This is a genomic window from Mycobacterium sp. FW102-FHT13B02, assembly GCF_058790275.1.
Genome location: NZ_JBYTCM010000012.1, coordinates 102,289 through 120,497, shown reverse-complemented (window position 1 = coordinate 120,497; position 18,209 = coordinate 102,289). Strand labels below are relative to the sequence as shown.

Genomic DNA, 18,209 nt, shown 5'->3' with positions numbered 1-18,209 from the left:
ATCAGATCTGCATCTGCTTGCTGAGGTGGGAGCCTTCCTGCGCGTCCGTCTGATCGTATTGAGAGGCCGCTGTGGTCAGATTCGAGGCCAGGTTGCGGGACTTGTTCTGCATCTGCTCGCAGGCGGCCTTGCGTGCGTTGTTCGCGGCGCTCAGCGCTGATTGCGTCGACATGCACAGCGGCCCGTGGGTGGCCAGCACTTTGACTTCGACATACGACGTGGTGTCGCCGGCAGCGCTGAACACCGCGGCAGCATCGTCTTGTTTGGTGGACAGCTCGCGCAACTCTGAGGTCGTTACTTGCAGTTTGCCGGCCATGTGTCGCTCCTTTCAGAAAGCCTAGGTTTCGGTTGTGATGCGCGGTGGCGCAGTGGGATTCGACGGATCGAGGCTCACGTGGACAGGGCCTTTGGCGCTGTCGGGATCGACTGCCACCTCGACGTGATGGGCCCCGTCGTCGAACGACACCTGGATGGGTGCACGCCCCGCGGGTGACTCCGCGCCGGGGGCGGCGCCCGGCGGATTCTGGTCCGGCGGTTGGGCATTGGGATCGGTGGTTGCGTCGTCGGGCTTGCCGTCGCCGTCCTTGTCCGTGCCGGGTGCGTTCGGATCCTGAGCATTAGGGTCCTGCTTGCCCTGCTGCGCAGCCTGGGCCGCCTGCGTCGCAGCTTGCGCCGCCTGACCCGCGATGCCGGCGAGGCTGCCGAGGAGTCCGCCGCCGCCCCCGCTGCCGGAGCCACCGCCCATCTGCGGCAGCGACGGCATGCCGCCGCCCGCGCCTGCGCCTGTGCCGGCGCCGGTGGGCATGCTCGAGGCGGCAGGCACCTGCGGCATCGACGGCATGCCCGGCGTGCCGCCGCCGGCGCCAGCGCCCGAACCGCCACCCGAACCGCCGCCGGAGCCGCCGCCCGAACCGCCACCGGAGCCTCCGCTCGGGCCGCCACCGGTTCCGACCGGGTTGCCCGGTCCCGGCGGGTTGCCGTTGGGGTTGCCGGTGCCCGGCGGGTTGCCCGTGGGGGTGCCAGTGCCGGGCGGATTACCGGTGCTGTCGGTCCCAGCGCCGCCCGAAGCGGGTGGCGGCGGCATGGTGCTCAGCGGCGCGGCGTGCGAAGCGCTCTGGTACATGCTCGTCGCCTGGCTCAATTGGGCTGCGTTGCTTGATGACTGCGCCATCATGTTGCTCATCGTCACGCCGGCGGCCGCGGCGGCAACGGCGACCGAAGCGGCCTGTAGTGCAAGCGATTCCGGAGAGCCGATGACCGATGCTTCCAATGCCAGGCAGACGGGGATCATCGCGCCGAGCCCGGTGGCGATGTTGTCCATCTGATCGCGTCCGGCGGCCACCTGCTGCGCTTCGGCGCCCAGGATCTGCACGACCAGATTGTCAGCCTCCAGCAATTGTTCGGCGCTGCCGATCTGCTCGGCGTTCCTGCTGGAGTACGACGAGGCGGCGCTGCCGTGCCATTCGTTCGGATAGGCGTTGCTGAGTCCGTCGCCGGCGGCCTGAAAAAGCTCGGCGCCCTGCGAGAACGATTCCCCGGTATCGGGATCACCCATGCCGAAGCCGAGCGACACGAGCGTCAGCCCGTACATCCCGCCCTCGATGATGGGGGTCGCCGCGGCCTCCGGCATCAACATCTGAGCGAGTTGGCCCGCGTCGTTGGCCAGTCCGACGAGGCCGCCGATGGGGTCGCCCGACATCATCTTCTTGATGTTGTCGGCGATGTCCTGCGCCGTGTCGAGGGCGTTGTCGACCTTGTCGAGGACGTCGTTGGCCTTGTCGAGCACCTCCCCGAGCTTGCCCAACGGGCCGCCGCCGTGATGGTCGCCGCCGTGATGGGGGCTGTTCCCGGGTTCGTCGCCGCGGTGCGGGCGGGGGATGTGCTGGGTGGGCTCGTCGTCACGGTGGTGCCCAGGGTTGGGGTGACTGTTGCGGGGGTGCGAAGGGTTCGGCGCATGTGGCGGGTTCGGCGTATGCGGTGTATGCGGGCGCCCTGGAAGTCGCGGATGACCAGACATGCAGAACCCTCCCCGATTCCTCACCGTCCCGGCGGACCCTCGCCGGCGAATTCGAGCCTAACAGCGCGCAGAGTCCCTCCATTGCGCTAATTCGGAAGCCCACGACGGGGCCGTTCGAGCGGTTCGTGTGGCCCGGGACACAGCAATTCCTGCCAGTAAACATCAATTTCCTGCCAGCGGAATTAATCTCTTGACCTGCCTGTTTACATCAATGTCACAGCGGCTCGGGCCGCAATGGGACAAAGACGGACAGAAGACGTGAAGGGGAACTCACCATGAAGATTTTCGGAATTGCAGCAGTTATCGCCGGTGGATTGGCCGCCGGTGCCATGGGGTTCGCCGTTCCCGCCGTTGCCGCCATCGGCCAGGCACCGACAGGAGTGCAGGCAACGATGGCGCCTACGGGGGTAGATCACCTGAACTGGCTGGACGACGTCCACCAGGGTGCCAAGTCGCCCAAGGTCGACACCAACGTCCACCAGAGTCGGTAATCGGCGACAACTACTACGTAACCCGCGGGCGGTACCGGACATCGGTACCGCCCGCGGCCTGCGTGACCAGCCAACTCGTTGGGCGTGGCATCGGCTCGGCGGTAGAATGTGCTTTCAGCCCGACCCAAGAAAGCAGGCATCGAAAACCACGTGACGCCCCGCGATACGAACGCCGCCGCGTCGCGCTCCTCGGAGCTCGACCCGTCGGTTCGAAGCAGCATCACTGTTCCGCCTGACCTTGTGATGGGCCTGCTCGGCTCCGCTGACGAGAATCTGCGGGCGTTGGAGAATCTGCTGGCGGCCGACATTCACGTTCGCGGCAATTCGCTGTCGATAGCCGGCCGGCCCGCCGATGTGGCGCTGGCCGAGCGCGTCGTCAGTGAGCTCATCGCGATCGCCGCCGGTGGCCAGTCGCTGACCCCGGATGTCGTCCGCCGCAGCGTCGGCATGCTCGACGGCGCCGAGAGCGAGTCGCCGGCGCAGGTGCTGACGCTGGACATCCTGTCGCGGCGCGGCAAGACGATCCGGCCCAAGACGCTCAATCAGAAGCGCTATGTCGACGCGATCGACGCCCACACCATTGTCTTCGGCATCGGCCCCGCCGGCACCGGCAAGACCTACCTGGCAATGGCAAAGGCCGTCAGCGCATTACAGACCAAGCAGGTCAGCCGGATCATCCTGACCCGTCCCGCCGTCGAAGCGGGGGAGCGCCTCGGCTTCCTGCCCGGCACCCTGAACGAGAAGATCGACCCGTATCTGCGCCCGCTGTACGACGCGCTGCACGACATGATGGATGCGGAGATGATCCCGAAGCTGATGGCCGCTGGGGTTATCGAGGTCGCACCGCTGGCATACATGAGGGGAAGGACGTTGAACGACGCCTTCATCATCCTCGACGAGGCGCAGAACACCACCGCCGAGCAGATGAAGATGTTCCTGACCCGCTTGGGTTTTGGTTCGAAGATCGTCGTCACCGGCGACGTCACACAGGTCGATCTGCCGGGCGGATCGAAGTCGGGTCTGCGGTCGGCCGTCGAGGTGCTCGACGGCATCGAGGACATCCACATCGCCGAACTCACGAGTGCAGATGTGGTGCGCCACAAGCTGGTGTCGGAGATCGTCGACGCGTACGAAGCAGCGGAAGCCAAAGTGAGCGAGCACGGTCTGGCCAACCGTTCACACCGCCGAGCCACCGGCCGGACGAGGCGGTGACGGAGTGACGGTCGAGGTTTCCAACGAGTCGGGGATCGACGTTTCCGAAGACGAGCTGATCAGCGTCGCGCGGTTCGTGATCTCCAAGATGGACGTGAACCCCGCCGCTGAACTCTCGATGGTCCTGGTGGACCAGTCGGCGATGGCCGATCTGCACATGCGCTGGATGGACCTGCCCGGCCCCACCGACGTGATGAGCTTCCCGATGGACGAGCTCGAGCCCGGGGGTCGTCCGGACGCACCCGAGCCCGGGCCCTCGATGCTCGGCGACATCGTGTTGTGTCCCGAGTTCGCCGCGAATCAGGCTGAGGCCGCGGGACATTCGCTGGGCCACGAGCTGGCGCTGCTCACGGTGCACGGCGTGCTGCACCTGCTGGGCTATGACCACGCCGAGCCTGATGAAGAAAAAGAGATGTTCGAACTGCAGCGTCAGCTGCTCGAAGAATGGGTTGCCGACCAGGTGCAGGCCTACCACAAGGATCGGCAGACCGAGAAAGACCGCCGGCTGCTCGACAAGTCGCGGTACTTCGACGAGCCGTGACCGGGTTGACGCCGTTGCTCGGCGCCATAGTGCTCGTCGTGGTCGGCGCGCTGTTCGCGGCCATCGATGCTGCCATCAACACGGTCTCCATCGCCCGCGTCGACGAGCTGATCCGTGATGAGCGGCCCGGCGCGGTGCGGCTCGCGAAGATCATCCGGAACCGGCCGCAGTACGTCAACCTCGTTGTGCTGCTTCGTGTTATCTGTGAGGCATCGGCGACCGTCCTACTGGTCGACTACCTCGACGATTTGATGACGCGAGGTTGGGCACTGGTATCCGCCGCGGCCATCATGGTGGTCGTCAGCTTCGTGGCCATCGGTGTCGGCCCGCGCACCATCGGACGGCAGAACGCTTATTCGATCTCGCTGCTGTCGGCGCTTCCGCTGCAGGTAATCTCGGTGTTGCTGACGCCGATCAGCCGGCTACTGGTGCTCATCGGTAACGCCCTGACGCCCGGCCGTGGCTTCCGCAACGGACCGTTCGCCTCGGAAATCGAGCTGCTCGAGGTCGTCGATCTCGCGCAGCAGCGTGGCGTCGTGGCCGCCGAGGAACGCCGAATGATCAAGTCCGTCTTCGAACTTGGTGACACCCCGGCGCGTGAGGTGATGGTGCCCCGAACCGAGATGGTGTGGATCGAGAGCGACAAGTCGGCCGGCCAGGCGACGTCACTGGCGGTCCGCAGTGGGCACTCCCGCCTCCCGGTGATCGGGGAGAACGTGGACGACGTCGTCGGCGTCGTCTATCTCAAAGACCTGGTGGAGCGGACGTATAACTCGACCAACGGCGGCCGCGGGACCAAGGCGGTCGAGGTGATGCGGCCCGCGGTCTTCGTGCCGGACTCCAAGCCGCTCGACGATCTGCTCAGCGAGATGCAGCGCACCCATAACCACATGGCGTTGCTGGTCGACGAGTACGGCGCGATCGCGGGCCTGGTGACCATCGAGGACGTGTTGGAGGAGATCGTCGGCGAGATCGCCGACGAGTACGACACCGATGAGGTGTTGCCCGTAGAGGAACTGGGCGACAATCACTTTCGCGTGTCGTCCCGGTTGCCGCTGCAGGACCTCGCCGAACTGTGCGGCTTCGAGGTCGGCGACGATCTGGACGTGGATACCGTCGGTGGGCTTCTGGCGCACGAGCTGGGACGTGTGCCACTGCCAGGAGCCGAGGTGCGCGTGTCGTTCCCGTCGCATCGATCGCAGCACCCGGCAACCCTGCAATTGCGGGCCGAGGGCGGCCGGGACCATCGCGGCCGGGTCCGGATCGGCACCGTGCTGGTGACACCCGTCGAGCCGGAGCGCACTGATGATGTTGAAGAAGGAGAACCCGATGAGTGACGAATTCCGTTCAGGTTTCGTCTGTTTGGTCGGCCGGCCGAACACCGGCAAGTCGACGCTGACCAATGCGCTCGTCGGCACCAAGGTTGCGATCACCTCCAACCGGCCGCAGACCACCCGGCACACCATCCGCGGCATCGTGCACCGCGAGAATTTCCAGATCATCCTGGTGGACACGCCGGGTCTACACCGGCCGCGCACGTTGCTCGGGCAGCGGCTCAACGAGCTGGTCAAGGACACCTATTCCGAGGTCGACATCATCTGCCTGTGCATCCCGGCGGACGAGGCCATCGGCCCGGGCGACCGGTGGATTTATCAGCAGATCCGCACTGTCGCACCGCGAACCAAGCTGCTGGTGGTCGTCACCAAGACCGACAAGGTGCCGCGTGATCGCGTGGCGGCACAGCTGCTCGCGGTCAGTGAACTGACCGAGGGCAGCGTCGAGATCGTGCCGGTGTCTGCGGTCGCCGGTGAGCAGGTCGACGTGCTGATCGACGTGTTGGCCGCGCAGCTGCCGCCGGGGCCGGCGTTCTACCCGGACGGTGAACTCACCGACGAACCCGAAGAAGTGCTCGTCGCCGAGCTCATCCGGGAAGCCGCACTCGAAGGCGTCCGCGACGAGCTGCCGCACTCGCTGGCGGTGGTCATCGAGGAGTTCACCGAGCGCGAAGGCCGCACCCCGGAGCAGGGCGAGATGGTCGACGTGCACGCCATCATTTACGTCGAACGCGACAGCCAGAAGGGCATCGTGATCGGCAAGGGCGGCTCGCGGCTGCGCGAGGTCGGCACCGCGGCGCGCACCCAGATCGAGAAGCTGCTCGGCACCAAGGTCTATCTGAACCTGCGCGTGAAGATCGCCAAGAACTGGCAACGCGACCCGAAACAGCTTGGCAAGCTCGGCTTTTAGCAGTCACCTCGGTTAGCGCGGGGACCACCAGTTGTCGGGCTGCTCGGTGGCCCAGCCGCTGATCGCTTCCAGGCTGGCGGCCAGCGAGATCAGCAGCGGCTCGCTGCCCTCCGGGCCCATCAACTGCAGGCCGATGGGCAGCCCGTCGGCGGTGAAGCCGGCCGGGATGTTGATGGACGGCCAGCCGAGCGCGTTCCAGGGCCAGCACACCGGGCAGGCCGCGATGATCGCGCGGTCGGTGGCGGTGCTGCCCAGCCGGTCGAAGGCGTCGATCAGCGGAGGCGGCTGCGCGGTGGTCGGCGCCAGCACCACGTCGTACAGGTTGAAGATCCAGCCGATCCGGCGTTGAAGGGCCTTTTCCCGCTGTCGTGCCTGCCGGAGGGCGTGCTCCGACAGCAGCCGCCCGGTCCGGATGTTGCTGCGGGTACGACGGTCCAGTGCCACGTCGGGGCCGACGCGGTCGCGCCATTCGGCCAGTCCTGACGTCGAGCGGGCCAGGAAGTCCAGGGACAGTTGCAGCCCGTATTCCGGGTCGTCCGGGCGGACCGTGTGTCCGAGCTCTTGCAGTTGTCCCGCAACGGTGTTCAATGCCGCCCGGATCTCCGGATGTAACCGGGCCGGGAACAGCGTGAACGGAAATTTGGTCGACAAGGCGACGCGCAGGGGGCCCGGTGCCCGCCCGACGGCCTCGGCCGCCGCGATGGGCGGCGGCCTGTGGAGATCGCCGTCGGCGTTGCCGGACGCCGCGTCGAGCAACAGTGCGGCGTCGGCCACCGTGCGAGCCAGCACCCCGTTGACCGTGATGCCGTTGAAGGCCTCCGGCAACGGCCAGGTGGAGATCCGTCCGCGCTGCGGTTTGATGCCGACCAGGTGGGTCCACGCGGCGGGGATGCGGACGCTGCCCGCGCCGTCGGATCCGATTGCGGCTGTGACCAGTCCGGCCGCGACAGCCGCGGCGCTGCCGCCCGACGATCCGCCGGGGGTGTGCTCACGTGACCAGGGGTTGCGGGTGTGCCCGAAACCAGGGCCGCTGGTGAACGGCCATTGGCCGAGCTCGCAGGTGTTGGTCTTGCCGACGATCACCGCGCCGGCCGCCTTCAGTCGTCGCACCACCTCGGCGTCCGCGGTGGCCGGGGGCACGTCGCCGTCGGTGCCGAACCGGGTGGGCACGCCCGCGACGTCGACGTCATCCTTGATCGCGATGGGTACGCCGAGCAGCGGAAGATGTTGTCCGGCAGCACGTTTGCGGTCGGCTTCGGCGGCGTCTGCGAGTGCCTGCTCGGTGAAGACCACCCGGAACGCGTTGAGCTCGAGTTGACTGGCCGCGATGGCGTCCAGCGACTGCTGCACGATCTGCTGTGACGTCACCGTGCCGCTCGCGAGCCGGTACAACTGCTGGATCAGAGTGGGGAATCGGGGCGGAGCGGATGGTTTTGGAAGGCTGGCCATGACGATTTAAGAGAATAGATTGACCGGTCGTCCCGGCGCTGCCTAACGGAAGTTGTCGGTCTGTGATGGGACAATCGCCCGATGCGGTTGTACCGGGATCGAGCGGTCGTGCTGCGCCAGCACAAGCTCGGCGAGGCCGACCGGATCGTGACGCTGCTCACCCGCGACCACGGGCTGGTCCGCGCGGTGGCCAAGGGCGTGCGACGGACCCGCAGCAAGTTCGGCTCGCGGCTGGAGCCGTTCGCCCATATCGATGTGCAGCTGCACCCCGGCCGCAACCTCGACATCGTCACCCAAGTGGTGTCGCTCGACGCGTTCGCCACCGACATCGTCAACGACTACGGCCGCTACACCTGTGGCTGCGCCATTCTGGAGACCGCCGAACGGCTGGCCGGTGAGGAACGCAACCCGATGCCGACGCTGCAGCGGCTCACCGTCGGCGCGCTACGGGCCGTCGCGGACGGCAGCCGGCCCCGTGAGCTTGTGCTCGACGCCTATCTGCTGCGGGCCATGGGGATCGCCGGGTGGGCGCCGGCCATCACCGAATGCGCCCGCTGCGCCGCACCCGGTCCGCACCGTGCGTTCCACATCGCGGCCGGCGGCAGCGTGTGTGTGCACTGCCGGCCGTCCGGATCGGTCACTCCGCCACAGGGTGTGCTGGATCTGATGGCCGCGCTGCACGACGGCGACTGGGAGTTTGCGCAGGGCTCGCCGACGGGGCATCGCAGCCAGGCCAGCGGTCTGGTGGCCGCGCACCTGCAATGGCATCTGGAGCGCAAGCTGCGCACATTGCCTCTCGTGGAGCGCCGCGATGAGCGCTTGCGCGAAGAGCAGACAGCCCCTGTTAGACCCGATACCGCACTCATTGAACAGCGCATCACCACGTTCAGGCAGGATATGGCCCATGGCACTCAACCGGGCGCGCAAGACCAGCTATCCGCAGCTGCCGCAGGCGCCTGACGACTATCCGGTTTTCCCGGACGTTTCGACCTGGCCGGTGGTCTTTCCGGCGCTCCCGCCGAAGTCCAACGGCCGCTTCGCGCGCCCGCCGCAGCACCCGTCCAAGGCCGTGGCCCCGCAGATCCCCGCCGCCCAGGTACCCAACCACGTCGCCATCGTCATGGACGGCAACGGCCGCTGGGCCACGCAGCGCGGGCTCGGGCGGACCGAGGGCCACAAGATGGGCGAGGCGGTGCTGATCGACGTCACCTGCGGAGCCATCGAACTGGGCATCAAACACCTCTCGGTGTATGCGTTCTCCACCGAGAACTGGAAGCGCAGTACCGAAGAGGTGCGGTTCCTCATGGGCTTCAACCGCGAGGTGGTGCGCCGGCGCCGGGAGAACCTCAACGCGATGGGCGTCAACATGCGCTGGGTCGGGTCCCGGCCGCGCATGTGGAGCAGCGTCATCAAGGAGTTCGACATCGCCGAGCAGATGACGGTCGGCAACGACGTCATCACCGTCAACTACTGCGTGAACTACGGTGGGCGCACCGAGATCGTCGAAGCTGCACGCGAACTCGCCGAGCAGGCCGCCGCGGGCAAGATCAACCCGAGCCGCATCTCCGAGGCGTCGTTCGCCAAGCACCTGCACCGCCCCGACATCCCTGACGTCGACCTGTTCATCCGGACCTCGGGTGAGCAGCGCGCCAGCAACTTCATGCTGTGGCAGGCGGCGTACGCGGAATACGTCTTCCAGGACAAGCTGTGGCCGGACTACGACCGCCGCGACCTCTGGGCCGCGTGCGAGGAGTACGTCAACCGCAATCGTCGGTTCGGCAGGGCCTGATGTCGAACCTGCTGCAGCGGTTGGCATCTGTGCTCGCCGAGTCGGTCACCATCGTCGAAGAAAGCGACGGCGCCCTGACCGTCGCGCACGACGGGACGGTGGCCTCGCTGCGGGTGGTGACCATCGGCGAGGGGCTGGAGCTGGTCTCGCTGACCCAACCGCTGGCATGGGACATCAAGCTGGACAACGACGTCCGTGACCGGGTGGCTGATCATGCGGGGCGCACCATGCTCGGCTCGGTGGTGCTGGTGGAGCGGGCCGGTGATCCCCGGGGCAATGGCGCCAAGAAGGTCGGCGACGTGATGCTGCGCTACAACTTCCCGGCCGCCGGCCTCAGCGACGACGCACTGTCCACACTGGTCATGCTGGTGCTGTCCACCGGCGTCGACGTGCGGGCCGACCTGACCCGGTGAAGCCCGAAGTGACTGTCATCCGGATCGTCGCCGCGGTGGTGGTCGACGAGCACGGGCGGCTGCTGGTGGTCCGCAAGCGCGGGACGACGGCCTTCATGCAGCCCGGCGGCAAGCTCGAAGCAGGGGAGTCGCCGGCCGCCGCGCTGGCGCGCGAGGTCCGGGAGGAACTCGGGGTCGGGATCACCGACGTGCGGGAGCTGGGGCACCACACCGCGATTGCGGCCAACGAGCCCGGGCACACGGTTGAGGCCGATCTGTTCTTCGTGAATCTCGACGGCGTGCCGGAGATTGCCGCCGAGATCGAGGAGATGGCCTGGATCGATCCGCACGACCCCGGCGACATCGAGTTGGCGCCGCTGACCCGCGACACTGTGCTGGAGTTCGCCCGGATCAGCTGACCGGCGCGGATACGGTGCAGGCCGCGCACACCCCGAAAATCTCGATGGTGTGGCTGACGTCCGAAAAGCCATGGGCCGCAGCGGTATCGGTAGCCCAGGACTCGACCTCGGTGCCGGCCACCTCGACCGTCGCACCACATTGCCGGCACACCAGGTGATGGTGATGGTGGGCTTGCGAGCAGCGCCGGTAGAGCGCTTCGCCGTTGTCGTTGCGCAGGCTGTCGACCTGGCCGGCCGCGGCCATCGACTGCAGGGTGCGGTACACGGTCGTCAGGCCGATGCCTTCGCCGCGCCGGCGCAGTTCGTCGTGCAGCTCCTGCGCCGACCGGAACTCTTCGACATTGGTCAGCAGCGCGGCGATCGCGGTGCGCTGTTTGGTCGAGCGGGTGGGGGCGCTCACGACCGTTCCTCCTCGGCGTGGGCAATGGCGTCGACGACGATGTGCGCGAGGTGATGGTCGACCAGGCGGTACATCACCTCGCGGCCGACGCGTTCGCCGGCGACGACCCCGGCGGACTTGAGGATGCGCAAGTGCTGGCTGACCAGCGGTTGGGGCACGTTCAGGGCGTCGACGAGTTCGTGCACGCAGCGCTTCGACTCCTGCAGTTGCAGCACGATCGCAATGCGGATGGGGGCGGCCAGGGCGCGCAGCAGGTCGCCAGCGGCGTCGAGCGTCTCCCGTGGTGGGGACGACCGGAACGGCGCACCGCTGTGTTGGTGGTCGAGCTCGTCATGCGTGGTGGTGGGTGGCAACCCGGTACTCCCAGCTATTGGAAATAGTTTTCATTTAGCTTTCCATCCAGGTATGCGCATGTCAAAGGATTCGTCGTCGCCCGCGGATACGGTCGTGGCATGACAGCACTGGAAGTCGTGGTCCGCGGGCATGCCCGCCGCAAGTACGCCGCTGAAAGGGCGACCGTCGCCGTGGCGGCCAGCCTGGACGATGCGGAGCGAACCGACGTCTACCGGCGCGCCGTCGCGCTGCAGGATCGGTTGATCACCGATCTACGGGAACTGCACGACGGGGGCGCGGTGAACAAATGGACCAGCGACCAGGTTCGGGTGTTCAGCTATCGGCCGTACGCGAAGAACGGCAGGGCCCAGCTGAGGTTCCGGGTCGACATCAGGGTGGAAGCGGAATTCGGGGATTTCGAACAGCTGTCAATGTTCCTGGACCGGTGGGCGGTCGAGGACGGGGTGCAGATCGGCACGATCGACTGGGACGTCACCGAACAGAACCGGGAGGCGTATGAAGCCGAATTGCGGCAGGAAGCCGTGCGCAATGCCGCAATCAAAGCCAGGGTCCTCGCCAACGCCGCGGGGCGTGGTGAGGTGACGGCGGTGCAACTGGCCGACCCGGGCATGCTGCAGGCGCAAGCCGAATACGGCACCCCACGCGCCATGGCCATGGCGGCCCCGGCCGGGATGGCGGGCGGCGGGCCCACCCTGGACCTGAGCCCGGACGACATCACGATCGGTGCCGCGGTGGATGCGAAATTCGTGGCCGAATAGCCCCCACTAGTCTGGACGGGTTGCATCCAACCTGACTCGAGGAGTGCTCGAACATCGTGGCGTCCATCATCGACACCGTTGCCAACCTGGCCAAACGCCGGGGCCTCGTCTTCCAGTCGGGAGAAATCTACGGCGGTACCAAGTCGGCATGGGACTACGGGCCACTGGGCGTCGAGCTCAAGGAGAACATCAAGCGCCAGTGGTGGAAGTCCGTCGTCACCTCCCGCGACGACGTCGTCGGCCTGGACAGCGCGATCATCCTGCCGCGCCAGGTGTGGGTGGCCTCTGGCCATGTCGCGGTGTTCAACGACCCGCTGGTCGAGTGCCTGAACTGTCACAAGCGGCACCGTCAGGACCACATGCAGGAGGCCTACGCCCTCAAGAAGGGGCTGGATGATCCCGACGCCGTGCCGATGGACGAGATCGTCTGCCCGGACTGTGGCACCAAGGGCCAGTGGACCGAGCCGCGTGACTTCAACATGATGCTCAAGACCTACCTCGGCCCGATCGAGTCCGAGGAAGGCATGCACTACCTGCGTCCGGAGACCGCGCAGGGCATCTTCGTGAACTTCGCGAACGTGGTGACCACCGCGCGCAAGAAGCCGCCGTTCGGCATCGGCCAGATCGGCAAGAGCTTCCGCAACGAGATCACGCCGGGCAACTTCATCTTCCGCACCCGGGAGTTCGAGCAGATGGAGATGGAGTTCTTCGTCGAGCCGTCGACGGCTCCGGAGTGGCACAAGTATTGGATCGAGAACCGCTTCCAGTGGTACGTCGACCTCGGCATCAACCCGGAGAACCTGCGGCTGTACGAGCACCCGCTGGAGAAGCTGTCGCACTACAGCGCCGGCACCACCGACATCGAGTACAAGTTCGGCTTCGCCGGCAACCCGTGGGGTGAGCTCGAGGGCATCGCAAACCGCACCAACTTCGACTTGAGTACGCACGGTGAGCACTCGGGCGTCGACCTGTCGTTCTACGACCAGGGCACCGACACCCGGTTCGTGCCCTACGTCATCGAGCCCGCAGCCGGCCTGACCCGCTCGCTGATGGCGTTCCTGGTCGACTCGTACCGCGAGGACGAGGCCCCCAACGCCAAGGGTGGCGTCGACAAGCGCACGGTGCTGGGGCTCGATCCGCGCCTGGCGCCGGTCAAGGCCGCGGTGCTGCCGCTGTCGCGCAACGCCGACCTGTCGCCGAAGGCCCGCGACCTGGCCGCTGAGCTGCGCAAGAACTGGAACGTCGAGTTCGACGACGCCGGCGCCATCGGCCGCCGCTACCGTCGCCAGGACGAGATCGGCACGCCGTACTGCATCACGGTCGACTTCGACTCGCTCGAGGACCACGCCGTGACCATCCGCGAGCGTGACGCCATGACCCAGGAGCGCGTCGCCATCGACGCCGTCGGCGACTACCTCGCGGTGCGCCTCAAGGGCTGCTGAGTTCTTCCGTCGAGCGTCGTGAAAACCTCCAAATCGCCCTAGATTTGGGGGTTTTCGCGTTCCAGCTCAAACGGAAGGCGCCTCTGGTTCGGGAGCGGAAAAATTGCCGCCGGGGACCTGCCGCGGGCTCGAATAGGCTTGTGAGCCATAGGGCCAAGGGACGCTTGAGGGGGCGGCAGTGACGATTCTCGGCGCATTTCTTTCGACGTGGGACGACGCGCGGGCGGCGTTCGGGTCGGGCACACCGGTTGGCGGTTCCGAATTCGATATGAGTGCCCAGTTCCACGAACTGCGCAGCACGGTCCTGTCTGCGGCGCCGGGAGGGGAGTGGACGGGCACCGCGGCCGAGGCGTACGACGGCCGTAATCGCGAGCATGCCGGGACCATCGGCAGGCTCGCCGAACTCGACCGGCGCCTCGGGGCCGAGGTCGATCGGTCTGCGGCTGTGGTGACGGCGGGACGCCGCGAGCTCGACGCCGTCAAACAGTGGGTCGTCGATGCCGCCGCCAGCGTGCCGCCGACCGCGGCGGGTGACCGTACGCTGCTGCCCGTGGTGGCCAAGGGGACGGCCGAGATCGCCGAGATCATCAATCGGTCCAATGCGGATATGGACGCCATCGCGGCGCGCATCCGGACGATCGGCAGCGGCTACGACAACCTCACCGGGCGCGACGGCCGCGACGGGCGCGATACCGACGATCCGAACGGCAAACCGACAGACCCGCCGCCCGGCACGCAGCCCGGCGACACCATCCCGCCGGCCCCGCCGTGGACGAAACATGATGGAGGGGCGGGGGATTGGGGTTCGCAGCCGTGGTACTCGCGCGCCGATGATGCTGCCTTCAAGGCCGCCATCGAAGCCGGCCTGCCGGTGATCGGCCTGAAATGGCCACATGCGGCCGACCTGCTCGACCATTACCTGGACAACACCGGGACGCCGTACAAACTCGACGTCAACGCCATGATGAACGACATTCCACAGATGCGGGCGCGCGCGGACGCGAAGGTCAACGACGAGGTGAATCGGATTGCGGCGCAGGCGTCGGCGACGGGGCAGTATGGCGAACCGGTGGCGTTCCGGACGGGCTGGGACGGCTACTACATGGATGCCGAGGCGAATCCCGACTGGTACCACGCCGTCGGTGGCGTCGACATGTCGGTCGGCGGGGTCGTGACGGTCTATCCGCCGGAGACGCCCGGCGGACCGCCGCGAGTGCACGTCGAATCTCAGGTGAACGTCGCCGACCAATACAACTGGGACGAAGGGAAGCAGACCGACGTGGGACCCATCACCATTACCGACAAGGACATGGGCGGCCTCCAGACCGCCGGAATGGCACGTGAATTCGAGATCGCGGGGGCGTCGTCCGTCGCGATGTACGACGGCGTCCCGCGATGATGCGGTACCTGAGCGCGCTGGCCGCCGCCTTCCTGGTGCTGTGGGTGTTGTCCGCGTGTTCGACAGAGGCGAAAAGGGGAAGCCAGAAAGTGTCTGCTGAAACGGCCACGGAATTCGGCGATGTGACGTTGCCGAAGGGTGTCGAAGTCCTTGCCACCGATACCGATTCGGGCCGGGACACCCGCTATCGCCTGGCAATGCGGATGACCGACAGCCAGCTGCGCGACTTTCTGGCCCAGTTCCCGGCAGCGCCGCGGCCGTCGGAGATTCCGAAAACCATTACGGTGCTCGCCGGACCGTCTCTGGTCGACGCGCCCAAGCCCCTGTTCCTGCAGGACAAGATCACCACCAAGGCCCACCGGCTGGTCAACCGCGAGGTCGTCGTCGACCAACGCGGGCCCGGCGAGATCTACGTCCACGTGTCGCTGTACACCACCTGAGCCGGATTGCTGAGCGGTCTGTCAGCACCCGCCGTCGATCCCGTTGGGCTTTCGGTATAGCGTGCGGGCATGACGCGAGTTTCGGTGATCACCGGCGGCGCCGGCGGCATGGGTGTGGCGACGGCCAAGATCGTCGGGCAGGACCACTCGGTGGTGCTGGCCGACGTACGGCAGGACCGCCTCGACGCGGCGGTGGCCGAACTGGCCGGCCTCGGCATCGCCGCAACCCCCGTCAACGCCGATGTCACCGACCGCGCCGCAGTGGACCAACTGTTCTCGACTGCAACAGGTCTCGGTCCCCTCGTCTCGGTGATCCACACCGCCGGCGTGAGCCCCAGCATGGGCGCGGCGGACTACGTGACGCGCACCAACGCGGTTGGCACCGTGAACGTCAACGAGGCGTTCTACGACGTCGCCCGCGACGGCGCGGCGATCGTCAACGTCGCGTCCATGGCGGCACACCTGTTGCCCGACCAGATCGTCCCGACGGCGAAATTCCCGCTGGCGCTCACCGACGTCGACGCATTCCTGGCCGAGATCGCGGCCGCCTGCGCGTTCGCGCCCGAGGAATTGCGTTCGGGCATGGCCTATGGCGTGAGCAAGAACTTCGTCAAGTGGTACAGCAGTGCGCAGGCCGAGCGCTTCAACGCCAAAGGACTGCGCATCGTCTCGGTCTCCCCGGGTTCGGTCGACACCGAGATGGGCCTGCTGGAGGCGGACGCCGGCGCCGGCGCGATGGTCATGAACGCCGCGGTCCCGCGCTGGGGCAAGGCCGAAGAGATGGCGGCGCTGTTCGCGTTCTGTGCCAGTGACAAGGCCGGATATCTCACGGGCACCGACATCCTCAACGACGGTGGTGTCGTCGCCTCGATGCGCGAACGCGCCCGCGTCGCGGCCGCCCAGGCCTAGAACCGGCCGCCACCGCCGGAGAAACCGCCACCGGAGCCGCCGAAAGTCGTCGAGCTCCAACCGCCGCCGTGGCTGTGACCGCCGCCCCGGAGCATGCCCGACAGCAGACCGCCGATGACGATGCCGCTGAGGTCCGCGCCGGTACTCGTACCGGTCTGCGCGTAGGCCTGGCGCGCGGCGCGGACGTCGGCGTCGGCGTGCGATTGGGCCTGCGCGGCAAGGGCATCCGCGGCATTGGCCTGCTCGATGGCGGCCGCCACATCGGTGGACTGAAGCGACTGCGCGGCATCCAGGCGGCGCTGGGCCTCGGCCAGCCGCGTGCGGGCTTCAGAACCCACGCTGCCACGGCGGGTGTCGATGAAATCCGAGACGCCGCGTACGCGGGATTGCGCCGCCAGCAGGGCCTGACCGAACGACTGTCGCAGCCGGTTCAGGGCAGCGGTCTCCTCGGCGATGGTGGCGAGCAGCTTGTCCAGCTGCGAGTCGGCGGCGGTCAGTTGCGTGAAGGCGCTCAACGGGTCGGTTGCGCCGGTCGCCTGCGCGTTCGAAACAGCTTGCACCGCGGCGGTGCGCGCTGCCGTCAGTTCGGCGGAGTGCGCTCCCGGCGGGATCGCGTCCGCGGCCGCGATTCCCTGCTGGATATCGGTGATCGCGGCGGGTAGCGCGCTGGTCGCGTGCGCGATGTCGTCCGCGGCGCTGTCGACGGCATCCAGCATCCGCTGCGCCTGTCCCAGCGCCGACTCGGCGGCGTGGATCGCATTGACCAGGGCGGCCTGACCGTCACCGGGCTTGCTGACCAGACCGCGGGCGGTGGTGATGTTCTGGTCGGCGAAGCGCAATCGATCCCGGGCGTCGTCCACATTGCCGGCCACCGACGTCAGGGCGGCCGGCGCGAACCGACCGTGCAACCCGGTCAAGGTCTGCTGCGCGGGCTCGACGCGCGCCGTGAGAACGACCATCTGCTGGGTCAGGGCGTCCAACCGGGTCGGGGCGTTGATCACCAGATCACGCAGCTGATGGAAGGCCGTGCGCTGGTTCTCCAGTTCCTTGTCGGCGCGGGCCGCCGCGACGACGACCTGGGTCAGCAGGTCGCGCCGCTGCTGCGGCGTCTCGGGCATCGCGTCGTCGAGGGTCTGACGCACGCTGAACGCTTGTGCCATGGCCGTTTTCGCGTTCTGGACCGCTGTGGTGAAGGGTGCAGTGTCGCGCTCGCCGAACTCGCCGAGCGCAAGCGCCAGCTCGTTGTCACTGGTGCGCACTGCATTGTCGACCTCGACGAGGATCGACTTGGACAGGTCCTCCAAGGTCTCCAGCGACATCGTCGCGAGGGCATTGGCATCGGTGGCGTCGGCCTGCTGGGCGGCGTTCAGGTCGGCTTTCCGGCGCTGCCCGCGCCGACGCCGGACCCACCAGATCAATCCGGCCAGTGCGAGGCCGATCGCCGCCAGCGCGGCGATCAACCCGACCCAGTTGAACGGCGGAGTCGGCGCTCGAAGCCCGTCGGCCGCAGCGACGGCCGCGCCGGCCCAATTGCGGTCGTGCAGCTTCGGTTCGACCGCATCGCGGCGCAATTTGTCGACGTCCACGTCGCCCGTGGCGGCCTTCGGGACCAGGAGCGCATAGGCCCGATCCTCGATCGCCACCGCGAGGATGGCGTCGTGGTCGCCGAGAAAGCTTTGGCGCCAGGTGTTTTCCGCCCAGCCGCGGGGATCGGCTCCGGAGAAGCTGTCGACGTAGACCACCCACAGCCGGGTGCCCCGCTTGTCGTACAGCTGTTGCACGGCGCCGGAAACCTCGCTCCGTTGCTGCGCGTTCAGCGCGTCGGCCCTGTCGGTGACGTAGTCCGGCAGCCGCATGGGTGGCTCGGCGGACGCGGCCGGAGCCACCAGCGTCCCCACCATCAGGACCGAGATCATCAGCCAGAGCAGCCGCACGATGCGCATGCCGCCCAAT

The 18,209-nt window shown here is 67.3% G+C and carries 20 protein-coding genes; 14 read left to right on the top strand and 6 right to left on the bottom strand.

The annotated features are described in order from the left end of the window. Position 1: 1 nt before the first annotated feature. On the bottom strand, positions 2-316 hold the full coding sequence (locus tag AC3WTE_RS20450; RefSeq protein WP_138229534.1) for an ESX-1 secretion-associated protein: 315 nt from the start codon (positions 314-316) through the stop codon (positions 2-4). Between the two features lie 21 nt (positions 317-337). Then, the gene (locus AC3WTE_RS20445; RefSeq protein WP_492440400.1) at positions 338-2,017 is read right to left on the bottom strand and encodes an EspA/EspE family type VII secretion system effector; all 1,680 of its coding nucleotides are present in this window, start codon (positions 2,015-2,017) and stop codon (positions 338-340) included. A gap of 275 nt (positions 2,018-2,292) precedes the next feature. Between AC3WTE_RS20445 and AC3WTE_RS20440 the strand changes: the two genes are divergently transcribed. The 5 genes from AC3WTE_RS20440 (at position 2,293) to era (ending at position 6,505) form a co-directional block, all read left to right on the top strand. Further along, entirely contained in the window at positions 2,293-2,508 is a 216-nt protein-coding gene (locus tag AC3WTE_RS20440; protein WP_492440398.1) for a hypothetical protein, read from the top strand. Positions 2,509-2,658: 150 nt separating this feature from the next. After that, positions 2,659-3,720 carry a PhoH family protein gene (locus AC3WTE_RS20435; RefSeq protein WP_459369144.1) on the top strand — a complete coding sequence of 354 codons (1,062 nt, stop codon included), beginning with the start codon at positions 2,659-2,661 and terminating at the stop codon, positions 3,718-3,720. 4 nt (positions 3,721-3,724) lie between these two features. Further along, positions 3,725-4,261 carry an rRNA maturation RNase YbeY gene (gene ybeY, locus AC3WTE_RS20430; RefSeq protein ID WP_492440396.1) on the top strand — a complete coding sequence of 179 codons (537 nt, stop codon included), beginning with the start codon at positions 3,725-3,727 and terminating at the stop codon, positions 4,259-4,261. Then, complete coding sequence (locus AC3WTE_RS20425) at positions 4,258-5,598, top strand: hemolysin family protein (protein WP_492440394.1); 1,341 nt, start codon at positions 4,258-4,260, stop codon at positions 5,596-5,598. Before ybeY ends, AC3WTE_RS20425 begins: the two co-directional genes overlap by 4 nt. Then, positions 5,591-6,505, top strand: a complete 915-nt coding sequence (gene era, locus AC3WTE_RS20420) for a GTPase Era (RefSeq protein ID WP_492440393.1) — start codon at positions 5,591-5,593, stop codon at positions 6,503-6,505. Before AC3WTE_RS20425 ends, era begins: the two co-directional genes overlap by 8 nt. 12 nt (positions 6,506-6,517) lie before the next feature. Here era and AC3WTE_RS20415 read toward each other — a convergent pair whose 3' ends face one another. Next, on the bottom strand, positions 6,518-7,954 hold the full coding sequence (locus AC3WTE_RS20415) for an amidase (RefSeq protein WP_492440391.1): 1,437 nt from the start codon (positions 7,952-7,954) through the stop codon (positions 6,518-6,520). Between the two features lie 81 nt (positions 7,955-8,035). On the opposite strand from AC3WTE_RS20415, the gene recO reads away from it, so the two are divergent. Genes recO through AC3WTE_RS20395 form a run of 4 tightly spaced genes read left to right on the top strand, consistent with a single transcriptional unit; the run spans position 8,036 to position 10,554 of the window. Continuing rightward, complete coding sequence (recO, locus tag AC3WTE_RS20410; RefSeq protein ID WP_492440390.1) at positions 8,036-8,914, top strand: DNA repair protein RecO; 879 nt, start codon at positions 8,036-8,038, stop codon at positions 8,912-8,914. Next, positions 8,859-9,743: a decaprenyl diphosphate synthase gene (locus tag AC3WTE_RS20405; protein ID WP_492440388.1), complete on the top strand. Its 885-nt coding sequence runs from the start codon at positions 8,859-8,861 to the stop codon at positions 9,741-9,743. Before recO ends, AC3WTE_RS20405 begins: the two co-directional genes overlap by 56 nt. Then, positions 9,743-10,156, top strand: a complete 414-nt coding sequence (locus tag AC3WTE_RS20400; RefSeq protein WP_492440386.1) for a hypothetical protein — start codon at positions 9,743-9,745, stop codon at positions 10,154-10,156. The genes AC3WTE_RS20405 and AC3WTE_RS20400 overlap by 1 nt, the downstream gene beginning before the upstream one ends. Then, on the top strand, positions 10,153-10,554 hold the full coding sequence (locus tag AC3WTE_RS20395; RefSeq protein ID WP_492440384.1) for an NUDIX hydrolase: 402 nt from the start codon (positions 10,153-10,155) through the stop codon (positions 10,552-10,554). Before AC3WTE_RS20400 ends, AC3WTE_RS20395 begins: the two co-directional genes overlap by 4 nt. On the opposite strand, the gene AC3WTE_RS20390 is transcribed toward AC3WTE_RS20395, so the two are convergent. Together AC3WTE_RS20390 and AC3WTE_RS20385 are read right to left on the bottom strand one after the other, a co-directional pair. After that, positions 10,547-10,954 carry a Fur family transcriptional regulator gene (locus AC3WTE_RS20390; RefSeq protein ID WP_492440382.1) on the bottom strand — a complete coding sequence of 136 codons (408 nt, stop codon included), beginning with the start codon at positions 10,952-10,954 and terminating at the stop codon, positions 10,547-10,549. The genes AC3WTE_RS20395 and AC3WTE_RS20390 overlap by 8 nt on opposite strands. Further along, entirely contained in the window at positions 10,951-11,307 is a 357-nt protein-coding gene (locus AC3WTE_RS20385; protein WP_492440380.1) for an ArsR/SmtB family transcription factor, read from the bottom strand. The genes AC3WTE_RS20390 and AC3WTE_RS20385 overlap by 4 nt, the downstream gene beginning before the upstream one ends. Positions 11,308-11,406: 99 nt before the next feature. Here AC3WTE_RS20385 and AC3WTE_RS20380 point away from each other — a divergent pair, with 99 nt between their 5' ends. The 5 genes from AC3WTE_RS20380 to AC3WTE_RS20360 all read left to right on the top strand — a co-directional run bounded on the left by AC3WTE_RS20380 (position 11,407) and on the right by AC3WTE_RS20360 (position 16,256). Then, on the top strand, positions 11,407-12,066 hold the full coding sequence (locus tag AC3WTE_RS20380; RefSeq protein ID WP_492440379.1) for an SIMPL domain-containing protein: 660 nt from the start codon (positions 11,407-11,409) through the stop codon (positions 12,064-12,066). A gap of 56 nt (positions 12,067-12,122) precedes the next feature. Then, entirely contained in the window at positions 12,123-13,508 is a 1,386-nt protein-coding gene (locus AC3WTE_RS20375) for a glycine--tRNA ligase (RefSeq protein ID WP_492440377.1), read from the top strand. A 178-nt stretch (positions 13,509-13,686) separates the two neighbouring features. Beyond that, positions 13,687-14,907, top strand: a complete 1,221-nt coding sequence (locus AC3WTE_RS20370) for an EspA/EspE family type VII secretion system effector (RefSeq protein ID WP_492440375.1) — start codon at positions 13,687-13,689, stop codon at positions 14,905-14,907. Further along, complete coding sequence (locus AC3WTE_RS20365) at positions 14,904-15,347, top strand: hypothetical protein (protein ID WP_492440373.1); 444 nt, start codon at positions 14,904-14,906, stop codon at positions 15,345-15,347. The genes AC3WTE_RS20370 and AC3WTE_RS20365 overlap by 4 nt, the downstream gene beginning before the upstream one ends. Before the next feature lie 69 nt (positions 15,348-15,416). Then, positions 15,417-16,256: an SDR family oxidoreductase gene (locus tag AC3WTE_RS20360; RefSeq protein ID WP_492440371.1), complete on the top strand. Its 840-nt coding sequence runs from the start codon at positions 15,417-15,419 to the stop codon at positions 16,254-16,256. On the opposite strand, the gene AC3WTE_RS20355 is transcribed toward AC3WTE_RS20360, so the two are convergent. Continuing rightward, entirely contained in the window at positions 16,253-18,199 is a 1,947-nt protein-coding gene (locus AC3WTE_RS20355) for a TPM domain-containing protein (protein WP_492440369.1), read from the bottom strand. The genes AC3WTE_RS20360 and AC3WTE_RS20355 overlap by 4 nt on opposite strands. Positions 18,200-18,209: the final 10 nt, after the last annotated feature.

Coding starts and splice junctions, on each gene's coding strand:
- AC3WTE_RS20450 (WP_138229534.1), bottom strand. CDS start 316: ATGGCCGGCAAACTGCAAGTAACGACCTCAGAGTTGCGCGAGCTGTCC.
- AC3WTE_RS20445 (WP_492440400.1), bottom strand. CDS start 2,017: ATGTCTGGTCATCCGCGACTTCCAGGGCGCCCGCATACACCGCATACG.
- AC3WTE_RS20440 (WP_492440398.1), top strand. CDS start 2,293: ATGAAGATTTTCGGAATTGCAGCAGTTATCGCCGGTGGATTGGCCGCC.
- era (WP_492440393.1), top strand. CDS start 5,591: ATGAGTGACGAATTCCGTTCAGGTTTCGTCTGTTTGGTCGGCCGGCCG.
- AC3WTE_RS20415 (WP_492440391.1), bottom strand. CDS start 7,954: ATGGCCAGCCTTCCAAAACCATCCGCTCCGCCCCGATTCCCCACTCTG.
- recO (WP_492440390.1), top strand. CDS start 8,036: ATGCGGTTGTACCGGGATCGAGCGGTCGTGCTGCGCCAGCACAAGCTC.
- AC3WTE_RS20405 (WP_492440388.1), top strand. CDS start 8,859: ATGGCACTCAACCGGGCGCGCAAGACCAGCTATCCGCAGCTGCCGCAG.
- AC3WTE_RS20400 (WP_492440386.1), top strand. CDS start 9,743: ATGTCGAACCTGCTGCAGCGGTTGGCATCTGTGCTCGCCGAGTCGGTC.
- AC3WTE_RS20380 (WP_492440379.1), top strand. CDS start 11,407: ATGACAGCACTGGAAGTCGTGGTCCGCGGGCATGCCCGCCGCAAGTAC.
- AC3WTE_RS20365 (WP_492440373.1), top strand. CDS start 14,904: ATGATGCGGTACCTGAGCGCGCTGGCCGCCGCCTTCCTGGTGCTGTGG.
- AC3WTE_RS20360 (WP_492440371.1), top strand. CDS start 15,417: ATGACGCGAGTTTCGGTGATCACCGGCGGCGCCGGCGGCATGGGTGTG.
- AC3WTE_RS20355 (WP_492440369.1), bottom strand. CDS start 18,199: ATGCGCATCGTGCGGCTGCTCTGGCTGATGATCTCGGTCCTGATGGTG.